This is a genomic window from Ruegeria atlantica, from assembly GCF_013032005.1.
GTDB classification, from domain to species: domain Bacteria; phylum Pseudomonadota; class Alphaproteobacteria; order Rhodobacterales; family Rhodobacteraceae; genus Ruegeria; species Ruegeria atlantica_A.
Window position 1 is genome coordinate 263,682 of the sequence record NZ_WQBE01000002.1, and the last position, 13,066, is coordinate 276,747.

12 protein-coding genes are annotated in these 13,066 nt (G+C 57.7%); 6 read left to right on the top strand and 6 right to left on the bottom strand.

Going from position 1 to position 13,066, the window contains the following annotated elements; genetic code table 11:
* Positions 1-78 precede the first annotated feature (78 nt).
* Positions 79-408 (top strand): Hpt domain-containing protein, encoded by a 330-nt coding sequence (locus GOX21_RS07155; protein WP_170376507.1) that lies wholly within the window; start codon positions 79-81, stop codon positions 406-408.
* Here the strand turns inward: GOX21_RS07155 and ilvA are convergent.
* Positions 405-1,631 carry a threonine ammonia-lyase IlvA gene (gene ilvA / locus GOX21_RS07160; RefSeq protein WP_170376510.1) on the bottom strand — a complete coding sequence of 409 codons (1,227 nt, stop codon included), beginning with the start codon at positions 1,629-1,631 and terminating at the stop codon, positions 405-407. The two genes, GOX21_RS07155 and ilvA, sit on opposite strands and share 4 nt — an antisense overlap.
* A 58-nt stretch (positions 1,632-1,689) precedes the next feature.
* Positions 1,690-2,478, bottom strand: a complete 789-nt coding sequence (locus tag GOX21_RS07165) for a hypothetical protein (protein WP_254428479.1) — start codon at positions 2,476-2,478, stop codon at positions 1,690-1,692.
* Positions 2,479-2,596: 118 nt separating this feature from the next.
* Between GOX21_RS07165 and GOX21_RS07170 the strand changes: the two genes are divergently transcribed.
* From GOX21_RS07170 to msrA, 4 genes are all read left to right on the top strand, one after another.
* On the top strand, positions 2,597-3,823 hold the full coding sequence (locus GOX21_RS07170) for an argininosuccinate synthase (RefSeq protein ID WP_170376513.1): 1,227 nt from the start codon (positions 2,597-2,599) through the stop codon (positions 3,821-3,823).
* Positions 3,820-4,260 (top strand): DUF1810 domain-containing protein, encoded by a 441-nt coding sequence (locus tag GOX21_RS07175; RefSeq protein WP_170376516.1) that lies wholly within the window; start codon positions 3,820-3,822, stop codon positions 4,258-4,260. The genes GOX21_RS07170 and GOX21_RS07175 overlap by 4 nt, the downstream gene beginning before the upstream one ends.
* Before the next feature lie 79 nt (positions 4,261-4,339).
* A complete protein-coding gene (locus GOX21_RS07180; RefSeq protein WP_170349566.1) occupies positions 4,340-4,621 on the top strand; it encodes an SCP2 sterol-binding domain-containing protein in 282 nt (93 codons plus the stop codon).
* A gap of 97 nt (positions 4,622-4,718) precedes the next feature.
* The gene (msrA, locus tag GOX21_RS07185) at positions 4,719-5,390 is read left to right on the top strand and encodes a peptide-methionine (S)-S-oxide reductase MsrA (protein ID WP_170376519.1); all 672 of its coding nucleotides are present in this window, start codon (positions 4,719-4,721) and stop codon (positions 5,388-5,390) included.
* Here the strand turns inward: msrA and GOX21_RS07190 are convergent.
* Both GOX21_RS07190 and GOX21_RS07195 read right to left on the bottom strand, forming a co-directional pair.
* Entirely contained in the window at positions 5,387-6,256 is an 870-nt protein-coding gene (locus GOX21_RS07190) for a ribokinase (RefSeq protein WP_170376521.1), read from the bottom strand. The genes msrA and GOX21_RS07190 overlap by 4 nt on opposite strands.
* Before the next feature lie 3 nt (positions 6,257-6,259).
* Positions 6,260-8,515 (bottom strand): NADP-dependent malic enzyme, encoded by a 2,256-nt coding sequence (locus GOX21_RS07195; RefSeq protein WP_170349563.1) that lies wholly within the window; start codon positions 8,513-8,515, stop codon positions 6,260-6,262.
* A 162-nt stretch (positions 8,516-8,677) separates the two neighbouring features.
* Here GOX21_RS07195 and mutS point away from each other — a divergent pair, with 162 nt between their 5' ends.
* On the top strand, positions 8,678-11,293 hold the full coding sequence (gene mutS, locus GOX21_RS07200) for a DNA mismatch repair protein MutS (protein WP_170376722.1): 2,616 nt from the start codon (positions 8,678-8,680) through the stop codon (positions 11,291-11,293).
* A gap of 33 nt (positions 11,294-11,326) precedes the next feature.
* Here mutS and GOX21_RS07205 read toward each other — a convergent pair whose 3' ends face one another.
* Positions 11,327-11,890 (bottom strand): nucleotide exchange factor GrpE, encoded by a 564-nt coding sequence (locus GOX21_RS07205; protein WP_058283329.1) that lies wholly within the window; start codon positions 11,888-11,890, stop codon positions 11,327-11,329.
* A gap of 10 nt (positions 11,891-11,900) precedes the next feature.
* Entirely contained in the window at positions 11,901-12,965 is a 1,065-nt protein-coding gene (gene hrcA / locus GOX21_RS07210; protein ID WP_170361045.1) for a heat-inducible transcriptional repressor HrcA, read from the bottom strand.
* Positions 12,966-13,066: the final 101 nt, after the last annotated feature.

The following is a 13,066-nucleotide window of genomic DNA, read 5'->3' on the forward strand; positions in this document are numbered from 1 at the left end:
TTGTCTTGTTGCTTAACCCGCTCTTTACTCGCCGTGGGCTACGCAAGTCAGGTCGCGATATGTGTGGAGAGGCCGAACATGATCGACTGGTCCAGAGTCAGACAACTGCAGGATGAGGTGGGTGCCAACGAATTCGAAGAGGTGGTGCAGATCTTTCTGGACGAGGTTCAGGAAAACATCGACCGGCTGCATCAGGACACCGACCGGGCTGAGTTCGAACAGAACATGCATTTCCTCAAGGGCAGCGCGTTGAGCCTGGGGTTCGACCGGTTTTCCAAGCTGTGTCAGGACGCAGAGCGCAACGCCGCCGCTGGCAAGGCCAGTGACGTCGATCTGCCTGCCCTCCTGGCCGTTTATGACAACTCCAAAACTGTGTTCTTTGCCGAGAAAGCCGCGAACCTGTCCTAGATCACGAACTGCGCCAGCGTCTCGTCTTCGGTGATGTCGGTATAGGTAAAGCCAGCCTCGTCAAGATGCGCGAACAGGCGTGCGAAATTCTCGGGCTTACGGGTTTCGATGCCGATCAGGACCGAACCGAAATTGCGCGCCGACTTCTTCATGTATTCGAACCGGGCGATATCGTCTTCCGGCCCTAATATGCCCAGAAACTCTTTCAACGCGCCGGGGCGCTGCGGCAGGCGCAGGATAAAGTACTTTTTGACGCCGGAATAACGCTGCGCCCGTTCCTTGACCTCGGGTAGACGTTCGAAATCGAAATTGCCGCCCGAGGTGACGCAGACAACGGTTTTGCCACGGATAAAGCTTTGCACATCGGTCACTGCCTCGATCGCCAGGGCGCCTGCGGGCTCAAGCACGATGCCTTCGACATTCAGCATTTCGATCATGGTGGTGCAGATCCGGTCTTCGGACAAGACCAGCACGTCGGACAGGTGGCGATCCTTGAGCAGTTCAAACGGTTTCGCCCCGATCTTCCCGACCGCTGCCCCATCGACAAAATTGTCGATCTGATCGAGCGCCACCGGATGTCCCGCCGCCATGGCCGCATGCAAACAGGCCCCGCCTTTGGGTTCGACAAATAGGCAATGGGTCCGATCCCCGAACCATGTCGCCACGCCCGAGGACATGCCGCCCCCACCCACCGGCAGGATCACGTGATCCGGGACGCCACCCAGCTGCGCCTCAACCTCGACAGCCAGAGACGCCTGCCCCTCGATCACATCCTCATCATCAAAGGGCGACAGAAAATGCCCGCCCTGCTGCGCACACCACGCCTGCGCAGCGGCCAGCGTGTCGTCGAAATAGTCTCCGGTCAGGTGAATTTCGATATTGTCGCCGCCAAAAATGCGGGTCTTCTGGATTTTCTGCTGCGGCGTCGTCACCGGCATGAATATCACGCCCTTCACACCCAGATGCTTGCACATGAAGGCCACGCCCTGCGCATGGTTGCCCGCGCTGGCACAGACGAAAAGCTCTTGCCCCTGCTGCTTGCGCATCGCGTTGAACGCACCACGGATTTTATACGACCGCACCGGGCTGAGGTCTTCACGCTTGAGCCAGATATCCGCGCCATAGCGGTCGGAAAGGTGAGCGTTCCGCTGCAACGGGGTTGGCGGAAACACGGTGCGCATCGCCTGTTCAGCGACGCGGGCGCGGGTCATGAAATCAGTCATGCCGGTTTCCCTGCCCGATCACCGTTGAAAGGGCAAGGAATACATATGTGTACTCAGCTTAGGTGAGTTCGCGTTTCTCGATGAACACGCCATAGATCGTCGTCAGAATGCTGACATTGATCAATGGGACGATCAGCATGCTCGCAAACAAAACTATCAATATCCCGATGATCGGGATGAAAAGCAGCAATGACGCCAGTAGCTGAAGCAATATTTGGAAGAGGATGGACAAGACGACCAGAAGTGCGATGGCTCCGCTTGCGCCCGAGGTCGCCTGCCACGCTTCAGACAGCTTTATGGGCTTTCCAATAGCTGCACCGGGCAGAATTGGTGAGGCACGATAGAATCCGATCGTAAGACATACGATCAAACCCACCCAGAAAATGGACCCCAAAACCGCCGAGGATTGCGCCAACATACTCATGATCAACGCCGCAGGGATCATAAGGATGAAAGCCAACATGAACAGCATCAAAAGACGCCCGAAATAGGCCAGAACGCGGTCAAATCGGAAAGGTGGAACTAGCCCCGACGGATACTCTTCGAGCAAAACAAACCTGTGCCATGATACTACAATCCAGAGCATTACGACGAACACTACGATCACGATGCAAAATAGGAATCCGAGTAACGTCATCACAGCAGTTGGGTCAGGGGTTGTAGCAGTGGCACCTTCGAATTGTTTGTGTGGGGCGTCGAAAAGAAAGAACAAGCCAATGGCCAAAAAGCCGCCAATGAGTGCAGGTACAACGGAAATCTGAAGCGCTTGCTTCAGGTTCCTCAGAACCATCTTTACCGAATGTACGAAAATCGCCAATCCCAGCATATACTCTGCCCTCTCAACCATTCCTTGTTCTCAATCCGCCCGTTTCACCGCAATTCCCACCCTGCGTCAATCCTCATAACTTGCCCCCGCGTCCAAAACCCGTTAGGGGCCAATCGTCTTACGAATAAGGGGAAGTCAGATGTCCGCGCCCAAGAAAGTTGTTCTGGCCTATTCCGGTGGCCTTGATACCTCGATCATCCTGAAATGGTTGCAGACCGAGTATGGCTGTGAGGTCGTGACCTTCACCGCCGATCTGGGTCAGGGTGAAGAGCTGGAGCCCGCCCGCCAAAAGGCCGAGCTGCTGGGGATCAAGCCCGAAAACATCTATATCGAAGACATCCGCGAAGAGTTTGTCCGCGACTTCGTCTTCCCCATGTTCCGCGCCAATGCGCAATACGAAGGTCTGTATCTGCTGGGTACCTCGATCGCGCGGCCATTGATCTCGAAGCGTCTGGTTGAGATTGCCGAAGCCACCGGTGCCGACGCCGTTGCACATGGCGCAACCGGCAAGGGCAATGATCAGGTGCGGTTTGAACTGGCGGCTTACGCGCTGAACCCGGACATCAAAGTGATTGCCCCGTGGCGTGAATGGGATCTGACCAGCCGCACCAAGCTGTTGGAATTTGCCGAAGCGAACCAGATCCCGATTGCCAAGGACAAACGCGGCGAGGCGCCCTTCTCGGTCGACGCCAACCTGCTGCACACCTCGTCTGAGGGCAAAGTTCTGGAAGATCCGGCGGATATGGCGCCCGACTACGTCTATCAGCGCACCGTTCACCCCGAGGACGCGCCCGATCATCCAGAATTCATCGAGATCGGTTTCGAAAAGGGCGACGCGGTCAGCATCAATGGCGAGGCGATGAGCCCGGCCACGATCCTGACCAAACTGAACGAATATGGCGGCAAGCACGGCATTGGCCGCCTGGATCTGGTCGAAGGCCGGTTCGTGGGTATGAAATCGCGCGGCATCTATGAAACACCCGGCGGCACCATCCTGCTGGAAGCGCACCGTGGTATCGAGTCCATCACCATGGACCGCGGCGCGATGCACTTGAAAGACCAGCTGATGCCGCAATATGCCGAGCTGATCTATAACGGCTTCTGGTACAGCCCCGAGCGGGAAATGCTGCAAGCCGCCATCGACAAATCTCAGGAACATGTCACTGGCACCGTCCGCGTGAAACTGTACAAAGGCTTGGCCTCAACCGTGGGTCGCTGGTCGGATCATTCGCTGTATTCTGAAGAGCATGTGACGTTCGAAGATGACGCCGGCGCCTATGACCAAAAAGACGCGGCCGGATTTATCCAGTTGAACGCGCTGCGCCTGAAATTGCTGGCGGCGCGGGATAAGCGCCTGTCCAAGTGATCAACGACGACGACATCAACGACGAACTCGATCTGTTCATCGAAGCGCAGGACGCGGTCTGGTCAGACGTCCTGCGCGAATTGGAACAAGGACAGAAAACCAGCCACTGGATGTGGTTTGTATTTCCGCAATTGGCCGAACTTGGCCGGTCTCACATGGCGCAGCTGTACGGGATCGAGGATTTGGATGAGGCCACAGCCTATCTGGCTCATCCAGACCTCCGCCAGCGCCTGACCAAGGTTGCTGGGTTGATGTTGCAGCACAAGGGGCGCGATGCCAGTGACATTCTGGGTGGGATTGACGCAAAGAAACTGCGGTCCTCGATGACGTTGTTTGCATCCGTGCCCGGAGCTCCGTCAGAGTTTCAGACTGTTCTTCATGCCTTTTATGATGGGCAACCCTGTGAGCGGACCCGGCAAATCCTGCAAATGTCGTGACTGCAGGGTCCAGTTGGGTCACCCTTGCACAAGAACGCCCATTCTCTTTACGCATAGGCAAATTGTGAAGGGGACAAAGATGCTGCAGGACATTGCCAACGGCATTCAGCAAGGCTTGGATGGCAAAAGCTTTGAGGGCTCGCTGAAATTCGATTGTGGCGAGGATGGTGTCATCGTTCTGGCCGATAATCGGGCCAGCACACAGGATCGCGACACCGATTGCACCATCCGCATTTCGCAGGACAACCTGACCAAATTACTGACGGGCAAGCTGAACCCGATGACCGGCGTAGCATTGGGCAAGCTCAAGATTTCGGGCAATATGGGTGTGGCGATGAAGTTGGGACAGCTGCTAGGTTAAGACGATAAACTCGTCTCACCAACCCGTGACAAACCATGTCAGCGGATTGCGCCAACGCATAAGTCAGGGCAGCCTTATCCCGAAAAGGAGACCTGCCATGGCCCGCATCGCCTATCTCGATTTTTTCAAACCCACGCTTCAGTTCACGCTGATCGCTCTTGTCACCCTGCTGCGTGCCGCCCCGGCACCTGCCGCCGGGTCCGAAACCCTGACGGTTGCAGGGGGCTGTTTCTGGTGCGTCGAATCCGATTTCGAATCCGTTCCGGGCGTGACTGGCGCCGTGTCGGGTTTCACCGGTGGCAGTACCGCCAATCCAACCTATGATCAGGTCACCAAAGGCGGAACCGGCCATTACGAGGCGGTTCAGATCACCTTTGACCCGGCCCGCGTTTCCCGTGAAACCCTGCTGAGTATGTTCTTCCGTTCGGTCGACCCAACGGATGCGGGCGGTCAGTTCTGTGACCGGGGTGACAGCTACCGCACGGCCATTTTCGTCTCTAACGCTGGGGAAAAAGCCCTGGCTAAGCAAGCCAAGACAAGTGCCCAGAACGCTCTGGGGCAACAGATCGTGACGCCAATCCTGCAGCAAGGGGCATTCTACCCGGCTGAGGCCTATCATCAGGATTACTATAAGGGGAACAAGCTGGTCCTGACCCGCTTTGGCCCCAAACGCCAGCACAGCGCGTACAAAGCCTATCGCAAAGCCTGCGGCCGTGATGACCGGGTCAAGCAGCTTTGGGGCAGTGACGCACCGTTCGCGGGGTCTTAATCGAGCCGCGCTTCGCGCACCTCTTTGAGATCGGGAATAACATCAGCTGTGCCGTGCCGCGTGACCATCAAGGCCGCGGCACGGTTTGCTTGTGAAATCACCTGTGCCATTGGCATCCCGCGATCCATTCCTGCCAGAACATAGCCGGTGAAAGTATCCCCTGCGCCAGTGGTATCCACGGCCTTTACCTTGTGCGCCGGAAAATCCGTAGCGGCGCCGCGATGGTAATACCGCGCTCCTTTTGACCCCAAAGTGACGATTACATGCTCGACCTCAAGGTCGGTAACGGATTGCCCGGTTGCCTGCTGTAGTTGTTCAGCCTCGATCTCATTCAGGATCAGAAAATCCAGATACGGCAACACGGCCTGAACCGCGTCAGCCTGGAACGGTGCGGCGGCATAGCAGACAGTCAGCCCCAGATCGCGCCCCATCTTTGCAGATTCAACCTGTAAGTTGGTTTCATTCTGCATCACCAGCACATCACCTTGCAGGGCCGAGGACAGCGCTTGCCCCAACTGACCCTGAGTGATCGCGTGGTTTGAACCGGGGAACAGAATGATGTTGTTCTCACCCTGTGCGTCCACCGCAATGATGGCATGACCGGTCGGAACCTCGACTCCAGTGATATGGCGCGTGTCCACGCCATATTCGGTCATACGATCCAGCGCCCAGCGCCCATCCGGCCCCACGGCCCCGATATGCGCCACTTGCGCCCCGGCCCGAGCGGCGGCCACAGACATATTTGCCCCTTTGCCACCCAGATACCGATCCAGCCGATTGGCCGAAAGCGTCTCTCCCGGTCCGGGCAGGTGCGGCACGTCATAAATCATGTCCGCGTTGATCGAGCCGAGGTTCCAGATCGTCATGGCTTAAGCGATATCGCACGAGGCCAGGATGGCCATGTTCAGGATATCATTCGCCGTTGACCCGGTCGAACAGATCTGAATCGGCTTGTCGACACCAGACAGGATCGGGCCAATCACCGTGGACCCGCCCATTTCCTGCATCAGCTTGGTCGAGATCGACGCCGAATGCCGAGCGGGAACGATCAGGATATTCGCCGGGCCGGTCAGGCGCTGGAACGGATAGCCTGCCTGTTGATCCTCGTTCAGGGCAACGTCCACGGTCATCTCGCCCTCGTATTCGAAATCCACTTTGCGCTTATCCAGCACGACAGGCGCGCGGTGCATCTTTTCGGCCCGTTCCGACACCGGATACCCAAAGGTCGAGAAACTGACGAAGGCCACGCGCGGCTCAAGCCCCATATGACGGGCCACTGCGGCTGAGCGTTCGGCGATATTGGCCAGGTCATTCTCATCCGGCCATTCATGCACCAGCGTATCACCGATCAGCACGATCCGCCCCTTGTGCAGCAGCGCGGTCACACCTACCGCACCATGCGCTTTGTCCGCGTCGAACACGTGATTGATCCGGTCCAGCACATGCGCCGATTTGCGCGTGGCCCCGGTTACCAGGCCATCACCGTGCCCATGCGCCAGCATCAGGGATGAGAACACATGCCGGTCACGTGCCGCCAGGCGGTAAATATCCTTGCTATCAAAACCTTTGCGCTGCAGGCGCTTGTACAGGAAATCGGTATAGGTCTCGAGATGCGTGGTGTTGGCGGCATTCACCACCTCCAACTCGCGCACGGCATCGCCCAGTCCGGCCTCTTCCAGCTTTTGTTTTACGTCATCGGGGCGACCGACAACCAGGGCCTTGCCGAATCCAGACCGCTGATAGGTCACAGCAGCGCGCAGTACACGTGGATCGTCACCTTCGGCGAAGATCATGCGGCTTTGCGCTTGGCGCGCACGGGCGTTCAGACCGCGCAGAATGCTGGCGGTCGGGTCCATGCGGGATTTGAGGCTCAGCTCATAGGCGTCCATGTCGATGATCGGACGCCGCGCTGCGCCGGTATCCATGCCCGCCTTGGCCACGGCAGGTGGGATACGATGGATCAGTCGGGGATCAAACGGTGTCGGGATGATATAATCGCGACCGAAGGTCAGCGATTTGCCATAAGCCATCGCAACCTCATCCGGCACATCCTCGCGCGCCAGACGGGCCAGCGCATGGGCACAGGCAATTTTCATCTCGTCATTGATGGCACGGGCATGAATGTCCAGCGCACCCCGGAACAGATAGGGGAAGCCCAGCACGTTGTTGACCTGGTTCGGATAATCGCTGCGTCCGGTGGCGACGATGGCATCCACACGCACCTCATGCGCCTCTTCTGGCGTGATTTCAGGATCTGGATTGGCCATGGCGAAAATCACCGGGTTGTCTGCCATGCTGGCGACCATGTCTTGCGTAACCGCGCCTTTGACTGAAACGCCCAAGAACACATCCGCGCCGTTCATGGCGTCTTCCAGCGAGCGCAGTTCAGTGGTGACCGCATGGGCCGATTTCCACTGGTTCATACCCTCGGTCCGGCCTTGGTAGATCACGCCTTTGGTGTCACAGACGATGCAGTTCTCATGCCGCGCACCCATCGCCTTGAGCAGTTCGATGCAGGCGATCCCAGCGGCACCCGCACCGTTCAGAACAATCCTCACATCCTCGATCTTTTTGCCCGAGATATGCAGCGCGTTCAGCAGACCTGCCGCGCAGATCACCGCCGTGCCGTGTTGATCATCGTGAAAGACAGGAATGTCCATCTCTTCCTTCAGGCGCTGTTCGATGATGAAACACTCGGGCGCCTTGATGTCTTCCAGATTGATGCCGCCAAAGGTCGGCCCCATCAGCTTCACCGCGCGGCAGAATTCATCTGGGTCTTCAGTGTCCAACTCGATATCGATCGAGTTCACATCGGCAAACCGTTTGAACAGGACCGATTTCCCCTCCATCACCGGTTTTGAGCCCAACGCGCCCAGATTTCCAAGACCCAGAACCGCCGTGCCGTTCGAAATTACCGCGACCAGATTGCCCTTGTTGGTATAGTCATAGGCCGTTTCGGGGTTTTCCGCGATTGCTTCACATGGAACAGCGACACCGGGACTATAGGCCAGCGACAGATCACGCTGGGTTGTCATGGGAACAGTCGCTTGCACCTCCCACTTGCCGGGGGTGGGGTCCAGGTGAAAGGCCAGGGCTTCTTCGTCGGTAATTTTCGCTTTGGGCATCTGATATGTCGTTTCTTTACATCTGTTGGGCTGTCGCCTCATAGCGCAGGAAAACGCGCGCCTCAACGAGAATGAGTTTTCGGCTTTTACAGAAGATGCGGGATTTGTAAGGTCGCGTCCGGAACACGCCAAAAGGGGTCAGCCTTGTCCACAGTCACGCCGATGATGGCGCAATATCTCGAAATCAAAGAGGCCCACGCCGATGCCCTGCTGTTCTACCGTATGGGCGATTTCTACGAGATGTTCTTCGAGGATGCCGTCAACGCAGCCGAGGCGTTGGATATCGCCCTGACCAAACGCGGCAAGCATAACGGCACCGACATCCCGATGTGCGGTGTGCCTGTTCATTCCGCCGAAGGTTATTTGCTGACCCTGATCCGCAAAGGCTTTCGCGTGGCCGTCTGTGAGCAGATGGAAAGCCCGGCCGAGGCGAAGAAAAGAGGCTCTAAATCGGTGGTAAAGCGCGATGTCGTGCGTCTGGTGACACCCGGCACATTGACCGAAGATGCCCTTTTGGAAGCCCGCCGCCACAACTTTCTGGCCGCCTATACCGAAGTGCGGGATGAGGCCGCCTTGGCCTGGGCTGATATCTCTACCGGGGCGTTTCACGTAATGCCTTTGACAACCGTGCGGCTGAGCCCCGAACTGGCACGGCTTGCCCCGTCCGAGCTGATCGTTGCCGACGGATCGGAACAGGCTTTGCAGGAACCAGTCCGTGATTTGGGAATTTCGCTAACCCCCATCGGCCGCGCCAGTTTTGACAGCACGGCCGCCGAAAAACGTATTTGCGGATTGTTCCACGTGGGCGCTTTGGATGCGTTTGGAAATTTCGGTCGGGCCGAGGTTTCGGCAATGGGTGCCTTGATCGACTATCTTGAGATCACGCAAAAGGGCAAACTGCCCCTGCTGCAGACCCCCTTGAAGGAATCAGAGGATCGCGTTGTCCAGATCGACGCCGCCACACGCCGCAATCTGGAGCTGACCCGTTCCTTGTCGGGTGGTCGCGCCGGATCCCTATTGTCGGTGGTCGATCGCACCGTCACTCCGGGCGGGGCAAGGTTGCTGGAACAGCGCCTGTCCAGCCCCTCGCGCAATCTGGACGTGATCCATGCCCGGTTGGATGCTGTGAGTTTTGCAGCTGAGGACAGCTTGACCGCCTCAGACCTGCGCGATGCCCTGCGTAAAACCCCTGATCTGGACCGCGCCCTGTCGCGCCTGTCGCTAGAACGGGGTGGCCCGCGTGATCTGGCCGCCATCCGCAACGGAATGACGCAGGCAGCTGCTATTGCAGGTATCTGTGACACACAGGATTTGCCGGTTCTGCTGGCCACCGCAGTGCAGAACTTGATCGGGTTTGACGATCTTTTGACCTTGTTGGATGAGGCCCTTGTGGCAGAACCGCCCCTGCTGGCCCGTGACGGCGGTTTCATCGCTCCGGGTTTTGACACGGAACTGGATGAGGCCCGTAAGCTGCGCGACGAAGGCCGATCCGTCATTGCGGGATTTCAACAGAAATACGCAGAACACACCGGCATTGCTTCGCTGAAGATCAAGCATAACAACGTGCTGGGTTATTTTATCGAAACCACGGCCACCCATGCCGAAAAAATGCTGAACCCGCCGTTTTCTGAGACCTATATCCACCGCCAGACCACTGCCAATCAGGTGCGCTTTACGACCGTCGAACTGTCCGAGATCGAAACCCGCATCCTGAACGCCGGTAATTTGGCATTGGAAATAGAAAAGAGGCTCTATCAAAGGCTTTCTGACGAGATTCTGGACCGCGCCGCGCGTCTCAACCAAGCCGCCCGGGGGCTCGCCGAGCTGGATTTGACCACCGCATTGGCCGATCTGGCGCGCGGAGAAAATTGGTGCCGTCCCCAGGTCGACACATCGCGCGCCTTCCACGTGCAGGGTGGACGTCATCCGGTTGTGGAACACGCGCTGCGCCAACAAAGCGGCGATGCCTTCATTGCCAATGATTGCGATCTCAGCGCGGATCAGGGCGCGGCGATCTGGCTGCTGACCGGTCCCAACATGGCGGGTAAATCGACTTTCCTGCGTCAGAACGCCTTGATTGCCCTGCTGGCCCAGATGGGCAGTTATGTTCCCGCTGAACAGGCGCATATCGGTGTGGTCAGCCAATTGTTCAGCCGCGTCGGCGCATCCGACGATCTGGCCCGGGGCCGTTCGACCTTTATGGTGGAAATGGTCGAGACTGCCGCCATCCTGAATCAGGCCGACGACCGCGCGCTGGTGATTCTCGATGAAATTGGCCGTGGCACGGCCACCTATGACGGCCTGTCCATCGCCTGGGCCACGCTGGAACATCTGCACGCCGCCAACCAATGCCGCGCGCTGTTCGCCACCCACTACCACGAACTCACCGCCCTGGCCGGCAAGTTGGAGGGTGTCGACAACGCCACCGTGGCAGTCAAAGAATGGGAAGGTGAGGTTATTTTCCTGCACGAAGTCCACAAGGGGGCCGCCGACCGCTCTTATGGGGTGCAAGTCGCGCAGCTTGCCGGTCTGCCCGCATCGGTGGTGGATCGAGCCCGCGTCGTACTGGACCAATTGGAAAAAACTGAACGCGAAGGCGGCAAACAAAAGGCGCTGATCGACGATCTGCCGCTGTTTTCCGCCGCTCCGCCGCCCCCGCCACCTGCACCCAAGGCATCGCCGGTCACGGATATGCTGGACGACGTGCTGCCTGATGAGCTGACCCCGCGCGAGGCGCTGGACCTGATTTATAAACTGAAAGAGGCGGCCAGATCCTGACCGCCTCAAAAAAAAATTTGGTTTTAAAGCCGCTTAGCTTGCAGGTGTCGACGACACACCCACCTGCGCCGGTCGCAGCAGACGATCATGCAGCATGAAGCCTTCGGCCGAGACCTGAATGATATCACCTGCCTTGGTTCCGGGAACCGGTGCTTCAAACATCGCCTCGTGTACGTTTGGATCAAATCGATCACCAACTTCGGGCGTGATCACTTCGATCCCGTGCTTTTGGAACACATCCTTCAGCGCCCGCATGGTCAGCTCGATCCCTTCCAGCAGACCGGCGGCCACTTCTTTTTGCTCATCGGTCGCAGCTTCGAGTGCGCGCTTCATGTTGTCGTAGACCGGCAGCATATCACGCGCCAGTTTCGAGCCACCGTATTGTTCGGCATCGCGCCGCGCTTTGTCGCCACGCTTACGGGCGTTTTCGGCATCTGCCAGCGCACGCATGAACTTATCTTTGTAATCGTCGCGCTCTGCGCGCAACTCATCCAGCTCTAGCGCTTCGTCGCTGAACTCGGCGATTTCTTCGGCCAGCTCTTCAGCCTCCGCCATTGCGATATTGTCCAGAAAATCTTCGTCTTTGGGCTCTGCCATCTCTTACCCTCTAGCTCCGGTCGGATATCAGCTTGCCGACCAGTTGCGCCGTATAATCCACGATCGGTACGATCCGTCCATAATTCAGACGCGTGGGCCCGATGACCCCGACCGCACCAATTATCTTTCGATCAGCGTTCATATATGGAGACACCACCAAAGAGGAACCCGAAAGTGAGAAAAGTTTGTTCTCAGAGCCGATAAAAATGCGCACACCCTCGCCTTCTTCGGTCAATTCAAGGAATTCCGCGATGTCTCGTTTGCGTTCCAGATCATCAAACAGGGAGCGGATTCGGTCCAGCTCCTCAACTTCACCCGGTTCACCCAGCAGATTCGCCCGCCCGCGCACAATCAGACGGGCCGAGTCGCCTCCATCCCCGTCCCAAGCCGCCATGCCGCTTTCGACCATTTCCCGTGCCAGCACGTCGATCTCTTGTTTACGCGCGTCAATCTGCGCCTGCATCTGACGGCGCACTTCGCCAAGCGTGCGACCTTCGATCAACGCGTTCAGGAAATTCGCCGCTTCACGCATCGAACTGGGTGTCTGCCCCGGTGGCGGTGTAAACAGGCGGTTTTCAACGTGCCCGTCAGCAAAAACCAACACCACTAAGGCGCGGTCATGAGCTAGAGAGACAAATTCGATATGCTTGATCTCGGATTCTTGCTTGGGCGTCAGAACTAGGGACGCACCATGTGTCACGTGTGACAAAGCTGAACCCACGCGATCCAGCATCCCGCCCACATCGCCTGCGTTAGACCCTAATGTTTCGTCCAGCTTCTGCCGATCAGCGGCGCCCAGATCGCCAACCTCAAGCAAACCATCGACAAACATACGCAAGCCTTGCTGCGTCGGAATGCGCCCCGCACTGACATGGGGGCTGTCGAGCAAGCCCAGAAACTCCAGATCCTGCATCACATTGCGCACGGTGGCAGCGCTGACTTTTTCCGACAATGTGCGGGTCAGGGTGCGGCTGCCAACGGGCTCACCGCTGTCCAAATAACTTTCGACGATCAGCCGGAACACCTCACGTGACCGGTCGTTCATCTCGTTCAGAATTTTGCTCGCTTCGCTCATCAGCGGTCCCCTGCTGGGCCGTCATTAAATCGCAGGCATATGAAAGGTCAATCGGGGTTGCATCGTAAGCCATGAGGGCGTTATCCCCAACCCAGCAAACA

Excerpts from the sequence above, each read along its gene's own strand:
- GOX21_RS07165 (WP_254428479.1), bottom strand. The coding sequence starts at position 2,478 with ATGGTTGAGAGGGCAGAGTATATGCTGGGATTGGCGATTTTCGTACAT.
- GOX21_RS07205 (WP_058283329.1), bottom strand. The coding sequence starts at position 11,890 with ATGGCAGAGCCCAAAGACGAAGATTTTCTGGACAATATCGCAATGGCG.
- GOX21_RS07190 (WP_170376521.1), bottom strand. The coding sequence starts at position 6,256 with ATGACGATCTGGAACCTCGGCTCGATCAACGCGGACATGATTTATGAC.
- hrcA (WP_170361045.1), bottom strand. The coding sequence starts at position 12,965 with ATGAGCGAAGCGAGCAAAATTCTGAACGAGATGAACGACCGGTCACGT.
- ilvA (WP_170376510.1), bottom strand. The coding sequence starts at position 1,631 with ATGACTGATTTCATGACCCGCGCCCGCGTCGCTGAACAGGCGATGCGC.
- GOX21_RS07170 (WP_170376513.1), top strand. The coding sequence starts at position 2,597 with ATGTCCGCGCCCAAGAAAGTTGTTCTGGCCTATTCCGGTGGCCTTGAT.
- msrA (WP_170376519.1), top strand. The coding sequence starts at position 4,719 with ATGGCCCGCATCGCCTATCTCGATTTTTTCAAACCCACGCTTCAGTTC.
- GOX21_RS07155 (WP_170376507.1), top strand. The coding sequence starts at position 79 with ATGATCGACTGGTCCAGAGTCAGACAACTGCAGGATGAGGTGGGTGCC.
- GOX21_RS07180 (WP_170349566.1), top strand. The coding sequence starts at position 4,340 with ATGCTGCAGGACATTGCCAACGGCATTCAGCAAGGCTTGGATGGCAAA.
- GOX21_RS07195 (WP_170349563.1), bottom strand. The coding sequence starts at position 8,515 with ATGCCCAAAGCGAAAATTACCGACGAAGAAGCCCTGGCCTTTCACCTG.
- mutS (WP_170376722.1), top strand. The coding sequence starts at position 8,678 with ATGATGGCGCAATATCTCGAAATCAAAGAGGCCCACGCCGATGCCCTG.